Genomic DNA, 22084 nt, shown 5'->3' on the forward strand with positions numbered 1-22084 from the left:
TCGATGAGCACGCGATGAGTACGCCCATGAAGTAGCGACGGTCCGGACGCATCCCGGACCTAAAAGGAGCGAAGTGGCTAAGGTCCGGGTATACGAACTCGCCAAGGAGTTCGGGGTTGAGAGCAAGGTCGTCATGGCCAAGCTCCAAGAACTCGGTGAATTCGTCCGTTCGGCGTCCTCGACGATCGAGGCGCCCGTTGTACGCAAGCTGACTGACGCCCTCCAGCAGGGCAGCGGTGGCGGCAAGCCCGCCCCCGCGCGCAAGGCTGCCCCGGCCAAGCCGGGCGCCCCCTCTCCGGCGCAGGCGGCCCGTCCGGCTGCCCCGCGCCCGCCGGCCCCGAAGCCGGCCGTGGCCGAGGCGCCCGCCGCGGCGGCTCCGGTCACCCCGGTGACTCCGGCCGCTCCGGGCCCGCGTCCGGGTCCCAAGCCCGCCCCGAAGCCCGCTCCGGCGGCTCCGGCTCCGGTCGCGGCCGAGTTCACGGCGCCCCCGTCGGCTCCTGCGGCTCCCGCCGCGGGTCCCCGTCCGGGCTCCGCTCCGCGTCCCGGCGGCCAGGCTCCGCGTCCCGGTGCCCGTCCGGCCGGTCCCGGCCAGGGTGGCCAGGGCCGTGGTGACCGTCCCGAGCGCGGCGGCGACCGTCAGGGCGCTCCGCGTCCCGGCGGCCAGGCTCCGCGTCCCGGCGCTCGTCCGGCCGGCCCGCGTCCGGGCAACAACCCGTTCACCTCTGGTGGCTCCACCGGCATGGCGCGCCCGCAGGCGCCCCGTCCGGGCGGCGCCCCGCGTCCCGGTGGCGCCGGTGCCCCGGGCGGTCCGCGTCCGCAGGGCGCGGGTCAGGACCGTGGTGACCGTGCTCCCCGTCCCCAGGGCGGTCCCGGCGGCGCTCCGCGTCCGCAGGGCGGTCCGGGCGGTGCCCGTCCGACCCCCGGCGGCATGCCTCGTCCGCAGGCTCCGCGTCCCGGTGGGGCCCCCGGCCCCGGCGGTAACCGTCCGAACCCCGGCATGATGCCGCAGCGTCCCGCTGCGGGCAGCCCCCGTCCCGGTGGTGGCCCCGGTGGCCGCGGTCCCGGTGGCGGCGGCGGTCGTCCCGGTGGTCCCGGTGGTGGCGGCGGCGGTCGTCCCGGTGGCGGCGGCTTCGCCGGTCGTCCCGGTGGCGGCGGTGGCGGCTTCGCCGGTCGTCCGGCCGGTCCCGGTGGCGGCGGTGGCGGCTTCGCCGGTCGTCCCGGTGGTCCGGGCGGTGGCGGCGGTGGCCGTCCCGGCTTCGGTGGTCGTCCCGGTGGTCCGGGTGGCCGTGGTGGCACGCAGGGCGCCTTCGGTCGTCCCGGCGGTCCCGCGCGTCGTGGTCGCAAGTCGAAGCGGCAGAGGCGCCAGGAGTACGAGGCCATGCAGGCCCCGTCGGTCGGCGGCGTGATGCTGCCTCGTGGCAACGGACAGTCCGTCCGCCTGTCGCGCGGTGCGTCCCTCACCGACTTCGCCGAGAAGATCGGCGCCAACCCGGCGTCGCTCGTCGGCGTGATGATGAACCTCGGCGAGATGGTCACTGCCACGCAGTCCGTCTCCGACGAGACGCTGAAGCTCCTCGCGGACGAGATGAACTTCGTCCTCGAGATCGTCAGCCCCGAGGAGGAGGACCGCGAGCTGCTCGAGTCCTTCGACATCGAGTTCGGCGAGGACGAGGGTGGCGAGGAGTTCCTCGTCGCGCGTCCGCCGGTCGTGACTGTCATGGGTCACGTCGACCACGGTAAGACCCGACTGCTGGACACCATCCGCAAGACGAACGTCGTCGCGGGCGAGGCCGGCGGTATCACGCAGCACATCGGTGCGTACCAGGTCGCGACTCAGGTCAACGACGAAGAGCGCAAGATCACCTTCATCGACACCCCGGGTCACGAGGCGTTCACCGCCATGCGTGCCCGTGGTGCGAAGTCGACCGACATCGCGATCCTCGTGGTGGCGGCCAACGACGGTGTGATGCCCCAGACGATCGAGGCGCTGAACCACGCCAAGGCGGCCGGTGTGCCGATCGTGGTCGCGGTCAACAAGATCGACGTCGAGGGCGCGGACCCGGTCAAGGTGCGCGGTCAGCTGACCGAGTTCGGTCTGGTGGCCGAGGAGTACGGCGGCGACACCATGTTCGTCGACATCTCCGCCAAGCAGGGTCTGCACATCGACTCCCTGCTGGAGGCCGTGGTCCTCACCGCGGACGCCTCGCTCGACCTGCGGGCCAACCCGGAGCAGGACGCGCAGGGTATTGCGATCGAGTCCCACCTCGACCGTGGCCGCGGTGCCGTCTCGACGGTCCTGGTCCAGCGCGGCACGCTGCGCATCGGCGACACGATGGTTGTCGGCGACGCGTACGGCCGTGTCCGGGCGATGCTCGACGACAACGGCAACAACGTCGAGGAAGCGGGTCCGTCGACCCCCGTCCTGGTCCTGGGTCTCACCAACGTCCCGGGCGCCGGCGACAACTTCCTGGTTGTCGACGAGGACCGCACGGCGCGTCAGATCGCCGAGAAGCGCGCGGCGCGCGAGCGCAACGCCAACTTCGCCCGCCGGGGTGTCCGGTTCTCCCTGGAGAACCTGGACGAGGCCCTCAAGGCCGGTCTGGTGCAGGAACTCAACCTCATCATCAAGGGCGACGCGTCCGGTTCGGTGGAGGCTCTCGAGTCCTCGCTGCTCCAGCTCGACGTCGGCGAAGAGGTCGACATCCGCGTCCTGCACCGCGGCGTGGGTGCGGTCACCGAGTCGGACATCGACCTGGCGACCGGCTCCGACGCCATCGTCATCGGCTTCAACGTCCGCGCTGCGGGCCGCGCGGCCCAGATGGCGGAGCGCGAGGGCGTCGACGTCCGGTACTACTCGGTGATCTACCAGGCCATCGAGGAGATCGAGGCGGCCCTCAAGGGCATGCTCAAGCCGGAGTACGAGGAGGTCGAGCTCGGCACGGCGGAGATCCGCGAGGTCTTCAAGTCGTCCAAGCTGGGCAACATCGCCGGTGTCCTGGTCCGCTCGGGCGAGGTCAAGCGCAACACGAAGGCTCGACTCGTCCGCGACGGCAAGGTCATCGCGGAGAGCCTCACCATCTCCGGTCTGCGTCGCTTCAAGGACGACGTCACCGAGATCCGCGAAGGCTTCGAGGGTGGTATCAACCTCGGAAACTTCAACGACATCAAGGTCGACGACGTCATCGCGACGTACGAGATGCGCGAGAAGCCGCGCTCGTAAAGCGGTTGTGTGAGCTGGCCGGCGGTGACTTGTCACCGTCGGCCAGCTTGCCGTTTGAAAAGATTGCGCAGTTCCCCGCGCCCCTTAAGGGGCGCGGGGAACTGCGCGAACGGCCCCCACCGGCCCGCAGCCGAAAAACCCCGTCGAGCACCCCACCCGTTCGATGTACGGTTCTGATGTCCCTGCCAAGTGCATTGGCAGGCCATCTATCCCGTACCGGCGGGACATCCGGTTACACATGTATGTGGGGACACTGTCCTTCGATCTACTCCTCGGCGACGTTCACTCGCTCAAGGAGAAACGCTCCCTCGTCCGGCCGATAGTCGCTGAACTCCAGCGGAAGTACGCGGTGAGCGTGGCGGAGACGGGCAACCAGGACCTTCACCGCAGGGCCGAGATCGGCCTCGCGGTGGTCTCCGGAGACACCGAGCACCTCACCGACGTACTGGACCGGTGCGAACGGTTCGTCGCGGCGCGACCGGAGGTGGAGCTGCTGTCGGTACGGCGCAGGCTCCACAAAGACGAAGACTGACGAAACAAGCAAGGCGAAGAAGGAGACGGACCAGTGGCCGACAACGCGCGGGCGAAGAGGCTGGCGGACCTCATCCGAGAGGTGGTGGCCCAGAAGCTGCAGCGCGGGATCAAGGACCCGCGGCTCGGCACACACGTCACCATCACGGACACCCGGGTCACCGGGGACCTCCGGGAGGCGACCGTCTTCTACACGGTGTACGGGGACGACGAGGAGCGCGCGGCGGCCGCCGCGGGCCTGGAGAGCGCCAAGGGCGTGCTCCGCTCGGCGGTCGGCGCGGCGGCGGGCGTGAAGTTCACGCCGACGCTGACCTTCGTCGCGGACGCCCTGCCGGACACCGCCAAGACCATCGAGGACCTGCTCGACAAGGCGCGGGCCTCGGACGCGAAGGTGCGCGAGGTCTCGGCCGGCGCCTCCTTCGCGGGTGACGCGGACCCGTACAAGAAGCCGGAAGACGACGACGAGACGGACGGCGACGCCGCAGAATGACCCAGAAGCACCAGACGCCCGACGGGCTTGTCATTGTCGACAAGCCGTCGGGCTTCACTTCGCACGACGTGGTCGCCAAGATGCGCGGGATCGCCAGGACCCGCCGCGTCGGACACGCCGGCACCCTCGACCCCATGGCGACGGGCGTGCTCGTCCTCGGCGTCGAGAAGGCGACCAAGCTCCTCGGGCACCTCGCGCTCACCGAGAAGGAGTACCTGGGAACCATCCGGCTGGGGCAGAACACCCTGACGGACGACGCCGAGGGTGACATCACCTCGTCCACCGACGCCTCCGGCGTCAAGCGGGACGCCGTCGACGCCGGGATCGCCAAGCTGACCGGCCGCATCATGCAGGTGCCCTCCAAGGTCAGCGCCATCAAGATCGACGGCGTGCGCTCGTACAAGCGGGCGCGCGAGGGCGAGGAGTTCGAGATCCCGGCCCGCCCGGTGACCGTCTCGTCGTTCGCGGTGTACGACATCCGTGACGCCGTCGCCGAGGACGGCACGCCGGTGCTCGACCTGGTCGTCTCCGTCGTCTGCTCCTCCGGCACATACATCCGGGCGCTCGCCCGGGACCTGGGCGCGGACCTGGCCGTCGGCGGTCATCTCACCGCCCTGCGCCGCACCCGCGTCGGCCCCTACAAGCTCGACTCCGCGCGCACCCTCGACCAGCTCCAGGAGGAGCTGACCGTGATGCCGATCGCGGAGGCCGCCGCGGCCGCGTTCCCGCGCTGGGACGTGGACGCCAAGCGGGCGCGGCTGCTGCTCAACGGCGTACGCCTGGAGATGCCCGACGTGTACGCGGGCAAGGGTGCCGTGGCCGTGTTCGACCCCGAGGGACTGTTCCTGGCGCTGGTGGAGGAGCAGAAGGGGAAGGCGAAGAGCCTGGCCGTGTTCGGCTGACGTTCTTCGGCGTTCTTCGCGTTCTTCGTCCTCCCGCCGCGTCTCTCGCGTACGGCGGTGCGGTGGTCCTGCCGGGCCCCGCCCGTGGAGCGGCGATCACGGGGTTTCGTGCCCGCCGCTCCACGGTCCCCCCTCGGTTCCCCCACACAAGGGTGTATCCATCCGGCCTCGCCTATTCACCCCTTCGTGCAGGCGCTCGGAGTGAACCAAGGGAGCGGAAGGGGGCGCGTTCGCCGCGCGATCTTTCCCGCTGATCACCCCGCGCCTACCGTCGAAGCAGGAGCACGGCGGGGAGGTTCGAGCATGGCGGGACGGGGCCCGCGGACCGGGGGCCGACAGGCATCGGACGATACCCGGGACGCACGGGACGAGGCCCTGGTACGCGTCTGCGACCTGGCGGGGCGCCCGCGCGGCACGGGCTTCGTCGCCGACCACCACGGCACGGTGATCACCAGCCACGAGGCGGTCGACGGCCTGGCCTGTCTCGTCCTGCACGCCCCCGGCGACCGCACCTGCGTGGTGAGCGCCGATGCGGTCACGCCGCTGCCCGACGCCGACCTGGCTCTCGTACGCACCGAAGGTCTCGGCCTCGACCCGCTCCCCGTCACCGTGCGGGACCGAGTCGCGACCGGCACGTATGTACGGATCGCCGCGGGCGGCTGGCGCGAGGCGCGGGTGCTCGGCTCGTCCGCCGTCACGTACACGGCGACCGACCGCTTCCATCTCCTGGACGACGCCCTGGAGCTGGCGATCGGCACGGCGGGCGTGGACGCGCTCCGGCTGGGCGGCGGGGCGGCCGGGGGACCGGTCCTCGACGCCTCGACCGGAGCGGTGGTGGGGGTGCTCGGCACCGCGCTGCACACCGGGTACCGGGCGGCGGGGTTCGCCGTCCCCCTGCGGGGTGTCGAGGGGCCGCTCGTCGAGCTGCTGGACCGTAACGCGGCGACGGTGCCCGCCTACGGAGCCGATCTCAATCTGGCGGGGGTACTGGAGCTCACCGCGACCTCGGTCGGCTCGGACGGGCCGGGCGCTGCCACGTCGGTGGGGTCCGGCGGCGCGCCCTCCGGACCGGTCGAACGGGCCGACGTCGTCAGGGAGTTCACCGCTTTCGAGACCGGAACGGCCACCGTACTCGGGCTCGTCGGCCCACCCGGCAGCGGCCGTACGACGGAACTGGCGGCCCTCGCCGCCCGCCGCACCCGGGGCGCGGAACCGGCCCCCGTGCTGTGGCTGCGCGGCGCCGACCTCCTCGCCGACGACACCTCCGTCGCGGACGCGGCGACACGGGCGCTGGAGCGGGCGGGGCGGATCGTGGCGGCCTCGGGGCAGGCTTCGGGCGAGGCCTCCGGGGTGTCCGCGGAGGCGGATGTGCTGCCTCCCGGCAGGTACGACGGTGAACTGGGCGACATCGGTCCCGAGCGGTTGGCCCGGCTGGCGCGGAACGCGGGGCGGCCGCTCCTGCTCCTCCTCGACGGTCCCGAGGAAATGCCGCCCGCCCTCGCCCACCGGCTGCCCGAGTGGACCGAGGGGACGGCCGCCTGGCTGCGGGAGACCGGGGCGCGGCTCGTCGTCGGATGCCGGGCCGAGTACTGGGAGCAGGCGGGGGCGGAGTTCCCGGCGGAGTCGCTGCACCGGGCCGAGACCGGATCGGACCCGTTGATGCCGTCCTGCGTGCGGCTGGGAGATCTGACCGAGGGGGAGGCCCGGCGGGCCCGGTTCCGCGCCGGGATCCCCGAGGACGCGCTCGCGGAGGCCGACGCACGGCACCCGCTGACGCTGCGGCTGTTCTCCGAGGTGCGGGCCGCGCTGCCGGACGCCCCGGCCGAGCGGCTCGGCCGCGACGAGGTCTTCGCCGCGTACCTGGACCTGATGTGCCTGCGCATCGCGGTCCGGCTCGCCGCCGCCGGCGGGCTGCGCGGCACGGTCGTACGGCGGCTCGCCGCCCAGGTCTCCGGCCAGGTGCACGAGGCCGCGCGACGCTGTCTGGGCCCCGGGCAGGGTGAGCTCGACCGCGCGTCCTTCGAAGCCGTCTTCCCGTGGGGCCCCGCGCCGGGCCACTGCCTCACCGGTACCACCGGCTGGGCCTCCGCCGTCCTCACCGAGGGCCTCCTCGCGCCCGCCGGCAACGGCTACCGCTTCGCCCACGAGGAACTCGCCGACTGGATCCAGGGCTCCCATCTGGACCTGGACCCGGCCCTGCACGCCCTGGTCCACCGGGGGCGGCCGGCTCCGGGGCCGCAGGGAAGGGCCCGGCGCTCCCGGTCCGCCGCCACCTCCTCCCCGGCGCACCTCCTCCCCGTCCCCCGCCACCGCATCGGCTCCGTCGTCGAGACCCTGCTCGTCCTGGCCCGTCAACAGGGCACCGCCGAGCTGGCCCTCCGTCTGGAGGACCTGGTCCATGCCCTCGACGACCTGCTGCCCAAGGCACCGGGCCCGCTCGGTGACCCCGCCTGGTGGGCCACCCACCTCTGCGCGGACGTCCTGCTGCGCGTGCCCGACGCGACGCCGTACATCGGTGTGCTGCGGCTGCTCGCCGAGCGGATCGTGAGGTGGCGGGAGCGGGGCAGGGCCGTACCGGGGGAGTTCGGGCCGCGCTTCTGGGAAGCGCTGCCGCTGCCGGAGACGGAGCGGTTCGACCTGCTGAGGCGTCTGGTGGTCGCGGACGGGACACGGTACGCGGCGGACGCGGCAAGCGAGGCCGCCGACGCCGTCCCCCGCTACCTGGACGCCGTGGCCCGGCTCCTCGCCGCCCGCCCTGCCGCCGTACAACCCCATCTCACGCAGTGGTTCGACGACGAGCGGCCCCTTCCCGCGACCCCGCACGCGACCGTGGCGACTGCCGCGCAGGCCTTGCTGTACGCGCATCGGCGGCGGGCGCTGGACGACCTCGCGGAGGCGCTGGTGGCCAGTGCGCACCGGCGCGGCGACGAGTTGCTCGCCGTGCTCGCCGAGGAGGAGCCGTCGGCCGTGTGCCGGGCGGTGGACCGGTGGGCGCACGACGAGCGGCCGGCGCGGCGGGTGGCTGCGGTGGCCTACGGGTTGCGGGCCGCGCCGTTCGTGCGGACCGAGGCCGACCGGGAGCTGCTGCGTTACGCGGCGCTCGAGCTGCTGGCCCGCCCCGCCGACTGCACGCTGCACGGCGGAGCGCTCGGTCTCCTCGTACGGGATCCGCGAACCCGCGACCGGTATCTGCCGGGGGCCTTGGAGCGGTTCACGGCCGGTGACCCCCAGCTGCCCGCGAGCGCCCTGGTCGCCGCGCTCACCACCCACCCGGACCCGGTGTTCGCCGCCTTCCGCACCCGGCTGCGGCAGTCGGGCCCCGGCATGGGCGAGGTGTTGCGCACCCTCGCCGACGTCACCACGCCCGCCCTGGCCCGCAGCGTCGCCGCGATGGTGCGGGAGGCCGTCGAACTGCGCCCCGAGGCCGCCGCGCATGTGGCCGCCTATGTGGATCGGCGCCTGGAATACGGGCCCACCACACGCGCGGTGCTCTTTCCACTGGTCAGTGGCCTGCTGGAGGGCTGCCCCGCGTCGGTGCGGGCGGCGCTCGTGACGGTCCTCGCGGCGCCGGGCAGCCACGCGTCACGGCCGTTGCGGCGCGAGCTGCTGGATCTGCTGCTCGCGCACGAGCGGGACCCGGCCGTCCTCGACACCCTCCTCAAGGCCGCCGCGGCCGGCGCGGACCGCAGGGGTGAGGAGGCCACGCGCGAGCTGGTGCACCGCGCGGGCCTCCTCCTCGTCCGCACCCCGGCCGGAGCCACCGGCTTCGACCGCGGTCTCGTCGACCTGGCCCGCCAAGTCCCGGGTTTCGCCGCCCTGGTGGCCCGCTGGCTGACCGGCGCGCCCGAGGAGTGGGCCGCGGTGGTCGGCCCGAGCACCCGCCGCATGATCGAGAACCTGGCCGGGGTGCGGGTGCCCGCCTGACCTGCTCCTCGCCCCCGCGCGACACGTCATCGCCCGACGAGGCACTGCGCGATACGTCACACCACGATGCCGATGCAGGCCGAGCGCACGCGGCATGGCACCCTTAGAGCTGCGAATGAGGCAATCACGGACACGGGTTCGAGTTCGGATTCGGACAAGGAGCGGTCACAGTGCAGCGCTGGCGTGGCTTGGAGGACATCCCCGAGGACTGGGGGCGCAGCGTCGTCACCATCGGTTCCTACGACGGGGTGCACCGCGGACACCAGCTGATCATCAAGCATGCCGTGGACCGCGCCCGTGAACTGGGCGTGCCCTCCGTGGTCGTCACCTTCGACCCGCACCCGAGCGAGGTCGTGCGCCCCGGCAGCCACCCTCCGCTGCTCGCCCCGCACCACCGCCGCGCCGAGCTCTGTGCCGACCTGGGTGTGGACGCGCTGCTCATCCTCCCCTTCACCACCGAGTTCTCGAAGCTGTCGCCCGCCGACTTCGTCGTGAAGGTCCTGGTCGACAAGCTGCACGCCAAGGCCGTCGTCGAGGGCCCCAACTTCCGCTTCGGCCACAAGGCCGCGGGCAATGTCGCCTTCCTGCGTGAGCAGGGCGAGACCTACGACTTCGACGTCGAGGTCGTGGACCTGTACGTGTCGGGCGAGGCCGGCGGTGGCGAGCCCTTCTCCTCGACCCTCACCCGGCGGCTCGTCGCCGAGGGCGATGTCGAGGGAGCGCGCGAGATCCTCGGGCGTCCGCACCGTGTCGAGGGCATCGTCGTACGCGGCGCCCAGCGCGGCCGCGAGCTCGGCTTCCCGACGGCCAACGTCGAGACCCTCCCGCACACCGCCATCCCCGCGGACGGCGTCTACGCCGGCTGGCTGCACGTCGAGGGCGAGGCGATGCCCGCGGCGATCTCCGTCGGCACGAACCCGCAGTTCGACGGCACCGAGCGCACCGTCGAGGCGTACGCCATCGACCGCGTCGGCCTCGACCTGTACGGCCTGCACGTCGCCGTCGACTTCCTCGCCTACGTCCGCGGCATGGCCAAGTTCGACTCCATCGAGGCGCTGCTGGAGGCCATCGCCGACGACGTGAAGCGGTCGCGGGAGCTGATCGAGGCGTACGACGGGGAGTAGTTCTCCCGGTTACGTGGATGGGGGCGGCCGGTGCTGAAAGGCACCGGCCGCCCCCGTCGCCGTCATGGCCGAGTGGCCGTCGCCCGCGCCCAATGGCACGCCACCTGCGTCCCGCCGCCCCCGCCGAGCACCTCCAGGTCCTGGCCCCGGCACGCGTCCGCCACGCCCGCCCGCTCCGCCTCCCCGCTCGCGAGGATCTGACAGCGCGCGTGGAAGCGGCAGCCGGACGGGATGCGGGAGGGGTCCGGGGGTTCGCCGGAGAGCACGACAGGATCGCCCGGTGCCTCCGGGAGGACGGACAACAGGGCCTGGGTGTACGGGTGTTGAGGGGCTGTCAGGACCTGTTCGACCTCGCCGGTCTCCACGATCCGGCCGAGGTACATCACCGCGACCCGGTCCGCGATGTTCCAGGCCAGGCCCAGATCGTGGGTCACCACCAGGGCGGACAGGCCGAGTTCGGTGCGCAGCCGCAGGAGCAGCGCGAGGATCTCGCCGCGCACCGAGGCGTCGAGGGAGGCCACCGGCTCGTCGGCGACGATGAGTTCGGGCTCCAGGACGAGCGCGCCCGCGATGACGACACGCTGGCGCTGGCCGCCGGACAGTTCGTGCGGGTAGCGCAGGAAGAACCGCTCCGGAGGGCGCAGTCCGGCCCGGGAGAGGGCTTCGGCGACCGCCGCCCGCTCGTCGCCGCCGTACCGGTGGATGCGCAGTCCCTCGGCCACCGCGTCGTACACGGTGTGCCGGGGGTTGAGCGATCCGCTGGGGTCCTGGAGGACGAGCTGGACGCGCTTGCGGTAGGCCTTGAGAGCACGCGTGGAGTAGTCGAGCGGCCTGCCGTCGAAGGTGACGTGGCCGCCGGTCGGTGGGACGAGGCCGAGGAGGGAGCGGGCCAGCGTCGTCTTGCCGCAGCCCGACTCGCCGACCAGCGCCACGATCTCGCCGGGCCGGATGTCGAGGTCGACGCCGTCGACGGCCCGGGCCCTGGCCGCGCCGTGGCGTCCGGGAAAGGCGATGTGCAGGCCCTGCGCGCTGAGGAGGGGCGCGGTCGGCACGGGGGTTGTCGTCGTCATGGGGTGCTGCTCCTGGCTTCTTCCGCCGGGCTGCCGCCCGGATCGGGGACCGCGGCGCCGACGTGGACACAGGCCGCCCACCGCCCCGCGCCCGCCTCTCGCAGTGCCTGGTCCTGCGTCGCGCAGGCGTCCAGCGACACCGGACACCGGGGATGGAACGTACAGCCCGCCGGGAGCGCCGACGGATCCGGCGGATCGCCCGGCAGCCCGCGCGGCGCGAACCGCGACGCCGTGTCGCCGATGCGCGGGAAGGCGGCCGACAGGGCCTTGCCGTACGGGTGCATAGCGTTCTCGTACACCTGCTGGGCGGGCCCTTCCTCGACCACGCGCCCCGCGTACATCACCGCGAGCCGGTCGCAGGTGTCGGCCAGGACGGCCAGGTCGTGGCTGATCATGACGAGGCCCAACTCCTGCTCGCTGACGAGCTGTTCGATCAGGCGGAGGATCTGCGCCTGGATCATCACGTCGAGTGCGGTGGTCGGTTCGTCGGCGATGACGAGCTGGGGGTCGCACGCCAGCGCCATGGCGATCATGACGCGTTGGCGCTGGCCGCCGGAGAGTTCGTGCGGGTAGGCGTCCGCGCGGGCGGCGGGCAGGCCGACGTGTTCGAGCAGCTCGCCCGTCTTCTTCCTCGCGCCCGCCGGGGTCGCCTTCTTGTGCAGCAGGATCGGCTCGGCGATCTGGTCACCGATGCGGTGCACGGCGTTCAGGGAGTGCATCGCGCCCTGGAAGACGATCGAGGCGCCCGCCCAGCGGACCGCGCGCACCCGGCCCCACTTCATCTTCAGCACGTCTTCGCCGTCGAGCAGGATCTCCCCGCTCGTGCGCGTGCCCGCGGGCAGCAGTCGCAGCAGCGCGAGCGCCAGCGTGGACTTGCCGCAGCCGGACTCGCCCGCGATACCGAGCTTCTGGCCCGCGTCGAGCGAGAGGTCCACGCCGCGCACGGCGGCGGCCCCTCCGGCGTACGTCACTTCGAGGTTCCTGACTTCCAGGAGCCGTTGCCTGGCCGGAGGACTCGACGTCGGAGTGCTCAACGTGCCACCCCCAGCTTGGGGTTGAGTACCGACTCGACCGCGCGCCCGCACAGCGTGAAGGCCAGCGCCACCACCGCGATCGCGACACCCGGCGGCACCAGATACCACCACTTGCCCGCGCTGACCGCGCCCGCCTCCCGCGCGTCCTGGAGCAGTCCGCCCCACGACACGACTGTCGGATCGCCGAGCCCGAGGAACGCGAGCGTCGCCTCGGCGAGGATCGCGGAGGAGATGATCAGGGTCGTCTGCGCCAGCACCAGCGGCATCACATTGGGCAGCACATGCCGGGACATGATGTGCCAGTGCCCGCCGCCGAGCGCCTTCGCGCGTTCGATGTACGGCCGTGACTCCACGGCCAGGGTCTGCGCGCGCACCAGCCGGGCCGTCGTCGGCCAGGTCGTGACGCCGATCGCCAGGATGATCGTGCCGAGCGAACGGGTCATCACGGTCGCCAGCGCGATGGCGAGGACCAGTGTCGGCATGACCAGGAACCAGTCCGTGATCCGCATCATCACGGTGGCGTACCAGCCGCGGAAGTGTCCCGCGGTGATCCCGATGAGCGCCCCGATGGCGACCGACAGCACGGCCGCCAGCAGCCCGACGAGCAGGGAGACCCGCGCGCCCCACACGACCAGGCCGAGCAGATTGCGCCCGAACTGATCCGTCCCCAGCGGGAACTCGGCACTCGGGCTCTCCATCGGATCGCCCGGCGCGTTCGTCACACTCTGCACGTCGGAGCCGACGGTCAGCGGCGCGGTCAGCGCGATGAGCGCGAACAGGCCGAGGGCGGCGAGCCCGAAGACGCCCGCCCGGTGGGTGCGGTACTGCTTCCAGAAGCGGGCGGCGGAGTGGCGGCGACGCTGCCAGGCGAGTGTGCGCGGACTGGCCGTGGCCACCTGCGTGGTTGCTTCGGTTGTCATCGGCCCGTCCGACTCGGTCGTGGTCATCGGCCCACCCGTGGATCCAGCAGCGGATAGATCAGATCGGCCAGCGTGTTCATCACGATCACCGCCGCCGCGAAGACGAAGAACAGCCCCTGCACCAGCGGCAGATCGGGCACGCTCAGCGCCTGGTAGAAGAGCCCGCCGAGACCCGGCCAGGAGAAGACGGTCTCGACGAGGATCACCCCGGCGACCGTCCGGCCGAGGTTGATGAAGATCAGCGTGACGGTCGGCAGCAGCGCGTTGGGGACGGCATGGCGCCGCCGCACGAGATCGTCCCGCAGGCCCTTCGCCCGGGCGGTGGTCAGATAGTCGCTGCCCATCTCGTCGAGCAGCGCCGAACGCGTGACGAGCAGAGTCTGCCCGTACTCGACGGCGACCAGCGTCACCACCGGAAGGATCAGATGGTGGGCGACATCGATGACGTACGCGAAGCCCTCCTTGCCCCCCGACTCCATGCCGCCGGTCGGGAAGAGGCCCGGGATCGGGCCCATGCCGACCGAGAAGACGATGATGAGCAGCAGTCCCAGCCAGAAGGACGGGATGGAGTAAAGGGTCAGCGCCAGACCGGTGTTGAGCCGGTCGCTCAGCCCGCCGTTGCGCCACGCGGAGCGCGTGCCGATGAAGATGCCGAGCACGGTGTAGAGGACGAACGCCGTGCCGGTGAGCAGCAGGGTGTTCGGCAGCGCCTCGGTGATCTTGTCGATGACGGGGGCGCGGAACTGGTACGAGGTGCCGAGATCGCCGGTGAGCGCCTTGCCACAGTAGTCGGTGAACTGCTCCCACATCGGCAGGTCGAGCCCGAACTCCTTGCGGTAGTTGGCGAGTTGCTCGGCAGACACCTGGCGGCCGCCCGTCATGTACTTGACCGGGTCGCCGGGGATCAGACGGAAGAGGAAGAAACTGGTGACGAGGACGGCGAGCAGTGAGACGGCCGCGCCGCCCAACTTGCCCGCCACATAGCGCGGATACGCGGTCCGGCCGCGCGCCCGCGGCCCGCGGACCGACGGCCCGGCCTCGGCCGGACCGTCGGTCGCCTCGACCAGCGAGGGTGTTGCCTCAGCGGTCATGAACTACTCATTCGCTCGTACGTTCATGGGGTTCCCCTTGGCGGGAGCGTGGGCGTGCCCTACTCACGGTCCTCGGCCGTCGAGCGGCGGCGCATCGTGAAGAACACCCCGGCGCCCGCGAGGACGACGACGCCCGCGACGATGCCGATGATGACGCCCGTCGAGCTCGAACCGTCGGAGGACGCACCGGAGGACCCCGCCGGAACCGCCGACCACCAGCTCCAGTAACCGTCCTGGCCGTAGATGTTGCCCGCGGCCTTCGGCATCGTCTCGATCGACTTGATCTGGTCGGTGCGGTAGGCCTCGACCGCGTTCGGGTACGCCATGACGTTCATGTACCCGGTGTCGTACAGCCGCGACTCCATCTGCTGCACGATGTCCGCCCGCTTGGCGGTGTCGTACTCGGCGAGCTGCTGGTCGTACAGCTCGTCGTACTTCTTGTCGCAGACGAAGTTGTCGGTCGCGCCCGTGTCCTTGGGAGTGGCGGGCAGCGCCGCGCAGGTGTGGATGGACAGGACGAAGTCGGGGTCCGGGTTGACGGACCAGCCGTCGAACGCCAGGTCGTACGTGCCCGCCAGCCAGGGGTCGGTCACGTTGTCCAGACAGTTGAGGGTGACACCGATGCCGAGCTTGCCGAACCACTCTTTCAGGTACTGTCCGACCGCCTTGTCGTTCGGGTCGGTGGCGTGGCAGAGGATCCGGTAGTTGATCGGCTTGCCGTTCTTCTCGACGCGCTTGCCGTCACCGTTCTTCTTGTAGCCCGCCTGGTCGAGGAGTTGGGCCGCCTTCGCCGGGTCGTACGACAGCGTCTGGCTCGACGACGGCTTCCAGAAGTACGTGGAGAAGCGCGGCGGGATGTATCCCTCGCCCTCGACGGCGTGGCCCTGGAAGACCTTGTTGATCAGCGTCTCCCGGTCGATCGCCATGAACAGTGCCTGGCGCACCTTCTGGTTCAGCAGCGACTCGGCTCCGTCACCGAAGTGCTTGCCGTTCTTGGCCTGGGCGCCGGGGTTGGTGGCCAGGGCGTAGAAGCGGCGGCCGGGGGCGTCGTTGACCTTGATGTTGTTCTCGGTCTTGAGAGCGGCCGACTGGGCCGGCGTCAGACCGGAGACGAAGGACACCTCGCCCTTCTGCAGCGCCGCGACGGCCGCGTCGCCGTCCTTGTAGTACTTGAAGAGCAGCTCGTCGAACTTGGGGGCGCCGCGCCAGAAGCTCTTGTTGGGCTTGAGGCGGACGTAGCTGTCGGCCTTGTAGTCCGTCAGGATGAACGGCCCGTTGCCGACGATCGGGAAGCTCTTGTCGTTGTTGAACTTCGTGAAGTCCCCGACCTTCTCCCAGACATGCTTGGGCACGATCGGCACATCGAGCGCGGCCATCGTGGCCTGTGGCTTCTTCAGCTCGATGACGAGCTGGGTGGCGCTGGGAGCCGAGACCTTCTTGAAGTTGGCGACGAAGCTGCCGTTGGCCGTCGCCGCGCCCTCGTCGGTCATCATCTTGTTGAACGTCCACGCCGCGTCCTCGGCGGTGGCCTGCTGACCGTCCGACCACTTGGAGTTGGAGCGGATCGTGTAGGTCCAGGTCAGCTTGTCGGCGGAGGGCTCCCACTTGGTGGCGAGGCCCGGGATCGCGTGGTTGTCCGCCGGGTCGTAATTGGTCAGGTACTCGTACATGAGCCGGTGAATGCTCGTACTGACCAGCCGCGACGCCAGGAACGGACTCAGCGAGTCGACGCTCTGCGCGACAGCGACCGTGAGGACCTTCTTGCCCTCCTTGGCCTGAGCCTGCTGAGGCGCCGGGTTGAGGGGGGTCGCGAGACCGGCGGTGAGGGTGAGCGCGGCGGCGCCCGCGGCGGCGATGAGTCGGAAGAGACGGGGGCGCGGGCGCCCTCTGTGGTGGTGATCCTGTGTGTTCATGGGTCAGTGACCTCGCGTCATCGCTTGCACAGAGATGGCTGGTTGAACGACTTGATCGGGTGACGCCGGCGGGGTTGATGTGTGTGTCTATCAGCGGCGGTCTCCGCACGTCAACGGCGCATGCACCCCATGTGGCCTGCGGAAATAACGAGTTGACGGCCATTTTTCGCTCATTGGTCCATACCGGTGAAGCGCCCCTGGTGAAGGCCTGACGGCTCGAAACGCACCTGGACGCGCGAAGGCCCGCACCGTCTTGGGACGGTGCGGGCCTTGGCGGGAATCAGCCTCTTGGATTGGGCCGATCGGGTTACTGCTGAGGGGGTGCCGGCGGAGGAGGAGTCTGGCCCGGGTGGGGCTGATAGGGCTGCCCCGGCTGGAACGGCTGCCCGGGCTGCGCCTGCGGAGGCTGCGGCTGCTGGGGGTATGCCTGACCGGGCTGGGGGTATGCCTGACCCGGCTGCTGGGGGTAGGGCTGTCCCGGCTGGGCGTACGGCTGTCCGGGCTGCGGCTGCTGCGGCTGCTGCCGGACCTGGTCAGGAACGGGCTGCCCGGGAACCGGCTGACCCGGCATGTACTGCTGACCCGGCATCGGCGGGGCGGCCACCGGTGGTGGGTTGCCGTCGTTCGTCCACAGCCCGTGCGACTGCTGGTGCCGTGCGATGTCCTCGGCCACCATCGCGGAGAGGTTGAAGTACGCCTCCCGCACCTTGGGCCGCATCATGTCGAGGTCGACCTCGGCACCCGCGGCCAGGTGCTCGTCGAACGGCACGACCACGACACCGCGGCAACGGGTCTCGAAGTGGCTGACGATGTCCTCCACCTTGATCATCTTGCCGGTCTCGCGCACTCCGGAGATGACAGTGATGGACCGCGAGACCAGATCCGCGTACCCGTGCGCCGACAGCCAGTCCAGCGTCGTACTGGCGCTGCTCGCACCGTCGACCGACGGCGTCGAGATGATGATGAGCTGGTCGGCGAGGTCGAGCACACCGCGCATGGCGCTGTACAGCAGACCCGTACCGGAGTCGGTCAGGATGATCGGGTACTGCTTGCCCAGTACGTCGATCGCGCGCCGGTAGTCCTCGTCGTTGAAGGTCGTGGACACGGCAGGGTCGACGTCGTTGGCGATGATCTCCAGACCCGAGGGGGCCTGGGAGGTGAACCGCCGGATGTCCATGTACGAGTTGAGGTACGGGATCGCCTGGACGAGGTCACGGATGGTGGCGCCGGTCTCGCGGCGCACACGGCGGCCGAGCGTACCGGCGTCAGGGTTGGCGTCGATCGCGAGGATCTTGTCCTGCCGCTCGGTGGCGAGCGTCGCGCCGAGCGCGGTGGTGGTGGTCGTCTTGCCCACGCCGCCCTTGAGGCTGATCACGGCGATCCGGTAGCACGACAGCACAGGCGTCCGGATCAGGTCCAGCTTCCGCTGCCGCTCGGCCTCCTCCTTCTTCCCGCCGAGCTTGAACCGGCCACCGCCCGCCGCGGGCCGGCCGCTCTTCGCCTTCTGCTTCTTGTTGTTGAGCAGCCGGTCGGAGGACAGCTCCACGGCAGCGGTGTACCCGAGCGGGGCGGCACCGGGGTTGATGGGCTGACGCTGGTCGTGCTGCACGGGCTGCGGCCAGGCGGACCCGGTGCGGGGGTCGACGGGAGCCGCGGGCTGCTGCTGCACGGGCTGGGGGCCCGGCTGCGGCTGCGCTTGCGGCTGTGGCTGAGCCTGCTGCGGGTACGGCGGGGGCACCTGCGCGGGGGCCGGGGGCTGCTGGGGGAAGGCGTAACCCGACTGCGGTGCCGGGGCGTTGGGCGCCTGCGGCGGGAAACCGTATCCCTGCTGCGGGACGGGGGGCTGCGGCGCCGGGGGCGTCGCCGGCTGGGGGAAGCCGTAACCGGGCCCCGGAGCAGAGGGGTTGGGCGAAGGCTGCGCCTGGACGGGGGCCGGAGCCGGGGCGCTTTGCTGCTGGGGGAATCCGTAACCGGAGCCCTGTGCGGGTGGGGTGACCGGGGCAGGGGCAGGGGTCGGAGTCGGTGCAGGGGTGTTGGGCTGCGGGAATCCGTAGCTGCTCTGCGGGGTGGGGCTCGGAGCCGGGGTGCTGGGGTGCGGGAACCCATAGCTGCCCTGCGGTGCCGGTGCCGGTGCCGGAGCGTCGGTGTGCGGGGCGGGAGCGGGTGTTTCGGCGGCCGGAACGGGGGCCTGCGTCGGGGCCGGCTCGCTGGGCTGCGGGAATCCGTAGCCGTCCTGCGCGGTGGGGCTCGGCATCGGCGTGCCGGGCTGCGGGAACCCATAGCCGTCCTGCGCGGTGGGGCCCGGAGTCGGAGCACCAGGCTGCGGGAAGCCGTAACTCCCCTGCCGTGCCTGAGCCGGTGCCGGAGCGTCGGTGCGCGGGGCGGGAACCGGAGCCTCGGCCGCCGGGGCCGAAGGTGCCGCGTGCGGAGCCTGGGGCGAAGCCGGAACCGGGTTCTCGAACGCGGGCGGGGGCGATGACACGGGCCCCTGAGCCGGATCCGTCGAGACAGGCGCGCTGGGGGAGGAGGGCCACGCCGGAGGCGCGGGGGGCTGGAAGGGCTGGCCGGGCTGCGGCGCGGGGGGCTGGAAGGGCTGGCCGGGCTGCGGCACGGGCAGTTGGAAGGGCTGGCCCGGCTGCGGCGCGGGCGGCTGGAACGGCTGGCCCGGCGCCACCACCGGCGGCTGAGCCTGTGCCGGAATCTGCGCCTGGACGGGCTCGGCCGCCGCGGGCTCCGTGGAGGCGGGCCACTGAGCCGCGGGAGCGGGCGCCGCGGGCTGATACGCGGGCGGCAACGGCGGCAGACCACCCTGCGGCAGCGGCGGCGGAGCCCAGGCGGGGGGTGCGTCCTGCACGGCCTCGGGTTCGTCCGACCCGGCCTCGGGCACCGCGTCCTGAGGCTCGTCGCCCTGGGGCTCGGCATCCTCCGGCTCCGAGTCGTGTACCTCGGCCTGCGGCGGCACCGCATCGCTGACGTCGTCCTGCGGCTCGGCATCGCTGACCTCGGCGGACGCGTCGACATCGTCCGCGCGGCGCAGCTCCACGACGTCGGCGATGTGCTCCTCCTCGGAGGCATCGCTCAACTCGTCGGCGGAATCTGCGGCGGGGGAGGCCACTTCAGCCTCGGTCTCTTCCTGTTCCGCGGCTACGACGTCATCACCGTCGGAGGAGGCCTCCACCGACTGCGCCCCGGCCTCGACCACAGACTCGACCTCGACCTCGACCACAGACTCGGACTCGACCACGGCTTCGCCCTCAGGCTCAGCCGGCGCCTCCGTAACCTCCGAAACCCCCGAAGCCGCAGCCGCCCGTTCCGCGACCTCCCGCTTCAGGGCGACAGCGGAGATCCGCATGGTCGCGCCACTCTCCAGGTCACCGTTCCCGGACTCCGCCTCTTCGGAAGCGGCGACCGGCGCGACCGGCGCGACCGGAGGGGCCCACTGGGCCTGAAACCCACTCACGGGAAAGTTCGGCAGAGCCGTAGGACTGCCCGCATCGGCGACCGGCGCTACGACCGGCGCCACGGCCGGAGTCTCCGGCTCCGTCACGTCTGGTGTAGCCGCCACCGGTTCGAACCCGCTGCCCACCGGCAACTTGGGCACCGCGACGGGACTGCCGGCCGCAGGCGCGGGAGGCACCACGGGGCTGACCGGAACCGAAGCCTCCGGAGCGGCTGGCGTCTCCGAAGCTGAGGCAGCCGAGGCGGCCGGGCTCTCCGATGGAGCAGCCGCTTCCGAAGTCCCCGACGCCGCCCCGGATTCCGGGGACCCGACTTCCGAATCCGCCGAGTTCCCCGAATCCGCCGAGTTCCCCGAATCCCCTGAACTCCCCGACGCGTTCTGCGTGTACCAAGCAGGCGGCGCGTAGTCGATGGTGAACTCGCCCGTCGTCTCGACGGCGGACTCCGCGTCGGACTGGTCATCGCCGGGTGTGGCCCAGCCCCCGCGGATCCCGTCCCGATCGCTGTTCACAATTCCTCCTGATGTGGTCGAGCACCCTCAAGCCGTGCCGGGGCGACCGTTCTTCTGTCGTCCGTAGACGCCCGTAGTCGTCCGAAGTCGTTCGAGGTCGTCCGAATTGACCCGGATCCCCCTGGAACGCGGCCGACCCGTCCACGGGTTCTGGCGTCGCGCCCGGTCCCAGCCTAATCACCATGACTGTCACTGCGGCAGGCCTGTCCACCCCACCGCGACTGCCCGCTACGTCACACCCTGCCCAGAAGTGGCGTACGCACGCCCACTATTGACCACCAAAGCGGACAAACGAAGCGATCGAGACAGCCACGTTGCCCCCCGCATGTACACGATCAACGAGCGGGCATAGTAGGGGGCTCCCCCAAGACCGAACGGCCTTCACCGAGAGGACTTCCGCGCGTGAGCTTCGGCCCGCCCCCTTCTCCGTACACCCAATCCGCGTTGGCGGCGGACACCGACCGAAGACAGCGCCGCACAAGACTGTTCGGTGCCGTCGCCGCCGTACTCGTCGTGGTGCTGTGCGTGGGCGGATGGCTTCTGATGTACGGGACCGGCGACAACACCCCGGCGAACAGCAAGCCGACGGCTGCTCCGCAAGCCCCCGAAGAGATCAGGGAGACGGTCGAGAAGCTCCCGAGCACGCCCGAGGGCGAACTCCTCGTCGAGTACAGCGAGGACAAGCTGCCGAAGGACGAGACCCGGTACGCCCCCGGCACTTGGGCGACCGACAAGATCTTCGCCAAGGGCATCAGGAACCGCCTCATGGGCTTCAAGCTGGCCGACGGCGAGACGGCGTGGACCCTCAAGCTGGACGGCCACATCTGCGCGACCACCAAGCACGTCACCGCGGACGGCCGCACCGCCGTCGTCGTCCAGCCCGCCAAGCGCAAGGGCACCAAGGACGAGAGCATGTGCGACGAGGTGGTCTTCGTCGACCTCGACACCGGCAAGAAGCTGTGGACGGCGACGATGCCGGACGCGAAGACCGCGTATGTGACGAACACGAACCTGACCATGGCGCGCGGCACGGTCGCGGTGGCGTGGGGCAACGGTTCCGTGGCCTACGGCATGAGCGACGGCAAGCAACTGTGGAAGAGCACCACCGTCTCCACCTGCGAGGACACGGGCTTCGCGGGCGGCCGCAGCCTTCTTGTCCTGCTCCGCTGCGGCGAGGAGTCCGCGCACGCCTACCGGGTGCAGAAGCTCGATCCCGCCACCGGCAAGCCGCAATGGACGTACAAGCTCAAGGACGGGCTCACGGGCGTCTACATGCCCTCCTCGGACCCGCCGGTGCTCGCCGTCGGGGCCGGTGACTACGGCGTGACCGACCTGATCACCCTCGACGACCAGGGCCGGTACGCCACCACGATCTCCATGCAGGGCGGACGCTTCGACCCGATGTGCGGCAGCTCGTTCGACGGCACGGAGTACTTCGGGGTGATGGAGAACTGCTACGCGATGGTCGTCGGGGACGGCAAGATCTTCGTCGCGAGCAAGGCGGACGGCGACATCGGCCAGCCGGAGAACTGGATCGCCGGGTTCGACGCGAAGACGGGCAAGACCCTGCGGAAGTTCGACGGACGGTCCCTGCAGCCGCTCTGGCCCGTGAAGGTGAGCGGGGACAAGCTCCTGGCCTACCGGCCGAGCTCCGACAACGTCGGACCGGCCGCCATCGTGAGCATCGATCCCGCCACGGGCAAGCAGAAGCCGTTCCTCTTCTTCAACATGCCGGACGACGCCACCCGCCTGGAAACCCCCGAATGGTCCGACATCCTCGTCGAACACGGCACGGCGTTCTTCGCGCCCCGCCAGCTCTCGGCGCCCTCCGGGCACCCGGACGACCCGGTACTGGCCGCGGTGGCCATCGGAAGCTTCCACTGACACGACACACG

General features: G+C 71.3%; 13 protein-coding genes and 1 pseudogene. 7 read left to right on the forward strand and 7 right to left on the reverse strand.

What is annotated here, in order from left to right; translation table 11 throughout:
• Window positions 1-73: 73 nt before the first annotated feature.
• The 6 genes from infB to OG975_RS34585 all read left to right on the forward strand — a co-directional run bounded on the left by infB (window position 74) and on the right by OG975_RS34585 (window position 10191).
• Window positions 74-3220 (forward strand): translation initiation factor IF-2, encoded by a 3147-nt coding sequence (gene infB, locus OG975_RS34560; protein WP_406333235.1) that lies wholly within the window; start codon window positions 74-76, stop codon window positions 3218-3220.
• Window positions 3221-3458: 238 nt separating this feature from the next.
• On the forward strand, window positions 3459-3752 hold the full coding sequence (locus OG975_RS34565) for a DUF503 domain-containing protein (RefSeq protein WP_406333236.1): 294 nt from the start codon (window positions 3459-3461) through the stop codon (window positions 3750-3752).
• A gap of 33 nt (window positions 3753-3785) precedes the next feature.
• Window positions 3786-4241, forward strand: coding sequence for a 30S ribosome-binding factor RbfA (gene rbfA, locus OG975_RS34570; protein WP_330307670.1), 456 nt, complete (start codon window positions 3786-3788; stop codon window positions 4239-4241).
• A complete protein-coding gene (gene truB, locus OG975_RS34575; protein WP_406333237.1) occupies window positions 4238-5143 on the forward strand; it encodes a tRNA pseudouridine(55) synthase TruB in 906 nt (301 codons plus the stop codon). Before rbfA ends, truB begins: the two co-directional genes overlap by 4 nt.
• 303 nt (window positions 5144-5446) lie before the next feature.
• Window positions 5447-9067: a trypsin-like peptidase domain-containing protein gene (locus tag OG975_RS34580; RefSeq protein WP_406333239.1), complete on the forward strand. Its 3621-nt coding sequence runs from the start codon at window positions 5447-5449 to the stop codon at window positions 9065-9067.
• A 170-nt stretch (window positions 9068-9237) separates the two neighbouring features.
• A complete protein-coding gene (locus tag OG975_RS34585; protein ID WP_330307673.1) occupies window positions 9238-10191 on the forward strand; it encodes a bifunctional riboflavin kinase/FAD synthetase in 954 nt (317 codons plus the stop codon).
• 62 nt (window positions 10192-10253) lie between these two features.
• Here OG975_RS34585 and OG975_RS34590 read toward each other — a convergent pair whose 3' ends face one another.
• From OG975_RS34590 to OG975_RS34620, 7 genes and pseudogenes are all read right to left on the reverse strand, one after another.
• The gene (locus tag OG975_RS34590) at window positions 10254-11261 is read right to left on the reverse strand and encodes an ABC transporter ATP-binding protein (RefSeq protein WP_406333240.1); all 1008 of its coding nucleotides are present in this window, start codon (window positions 11259-11261) and stop codon (window positions 10254-10256) included.
• Window positions 11258-12295 carry an ABC transporter ATP-binding protein gene (locus tag OG975_RS34595; RefSeq protein WP_406333241.1) on the reverse strand — a complete coding sequence of 346 codons (1038 nt, stop codon included), beginning with the start codon at window positions 12293-12295 and terminating at the stop codon, window positions 11258-11260. The genes OG975_RS34590 and OG975_RS34595 overlap by 4 nt, the downstream gene beginning before the upstream one ends.
• Window positions 12292-13215, reverse strand: coding sequence for an ABC transporter permease (locus OG975_RS34600; protein WP_406336608.1), 924 nt, complete (start codon window positions 13213-13215; stop codon window positions 12292-12294). Before OG975_RS34600 ends, OG975_RS34595 begins: the two co-directional genes overlap by 4 nt.
• 23 nt (window positions 13216-13238) lie before the next feature.
• Window positions 13239-14306 (reverse strand): ABC transporter permease, encoded by a 1068-nt coding sequence (locus tag OG975_RS34605; protein WP_406333242.1) that lies wholly within the window; start codon window positions 14304-14306, stop codon window positions 13239-13241.
• Window positions 14307-14365: 59 nt separating this feature from the next.
• Entirely contained in the window at window positions 14366-16219 is a 1854-nt protein-coding gene (locus OG975_RS34610; protein ID WP_406333243.1) for an ABC transporter substrate-binding protein, read from the reverse strand.
• A 307-nt stretch (window positions 16220-16526) separates the two neighbouring features.
• Entirely contained in the window at window positions 16527-19679 is a 3153-nt protein-coding gene (locus OG975_RS34615; protein ID WP_406336610.1) for an AAA family ATPase, read from the reverse strand.
• Between the two features lie 381 nt (window positions 19680-20060).
• Window positions 20061-20189: pseudogene (locus OG975_RS34620) on the reverse strand (SCO5717 family growth-regulating ATPase); the annotation flags it as partial.
• Between the two features lie 402 nt (window positions 20190-20591).
• On the opposite strand from OG975_RS34620, the gene OG975_RS34625 reads away from it, so the two are divergent.
• Window positions 20592-22073 carry a PQQ-binding-like beta-propeller repeat protein gene (locus OG975_RS34625; protein ID WP_406333244.1) on the forward strand — a complete coding sequence of 494 codons (1482 nt, stop codon included), beginning with the start codon at window positions 20592-20594 and terminating at the stop codon, window positions 22071-22073.
• The last annotated feature ends 11 nt before the right edge of the window (window positions 22074-22084 follow it).

Origin of the sequence: Streptomyces sp. NBC_00203 (assembly GCF_045206325.1) — a bacterium.
GTDB classification, from domain to species: Bacteria; Actinomycetota; Actinomycetes; order Streptomycetales; family Streptomycetaceae; genus Streptomyces; species Streptomyces lutosisoli.

Bases quoted from the DNA above. Each gene is read 5' to 3' on its own strand.
- OG975_RS34565 (WP_406333236.1), top strand. From the start codon at position 3,459: ATGTATGTGGGGACACTGTCCTTCGATCTACTCCTCGGCGACGTTCAC.
- truB (WP_406333237.1), top strand. From the start codon at position 4,238: ATGACCCAGAAGCACCAGACGCCCGACGGGCTTGTCATTGTCGACAAG.
- OG975_RS34580 (WP_406333239.1), top strand. From the start codon at position 5,447: ATGGCGGGACGGGGCCCGCGGACCGGGGGCCGACAGGCATCGGACGAT.
- OG975_RS34590 (WP_406333240.1), bottom strand. From the start codon at position 11,261: ATGACGACGACAACCCCCGTGCCGACCGCGCCCCTCCTCAGCGCGCAG.
- OG975_RS34600 (WP_406336608.1), bottom strand. From the start codon at position 13,215: ATGACAACCGAAGCAACCACGCAGGTGGCCACGGCCAGTCCGCGCACA.
- OG975_RS34605 (WP_406333242.1), bottom strand. From the start codon at position 14,306: ATGACCGCTGAGGCAACACCCTCGCTGGTCGAGGCGACCGACGGTCCG.
- OG975_RS34610 (WP_406333243.1), bottom strand. From the start codon at position 16,219: ATGAACACACAGGATCACCACCACAGAGGGCGCCCGCGCCCCCGTCTC.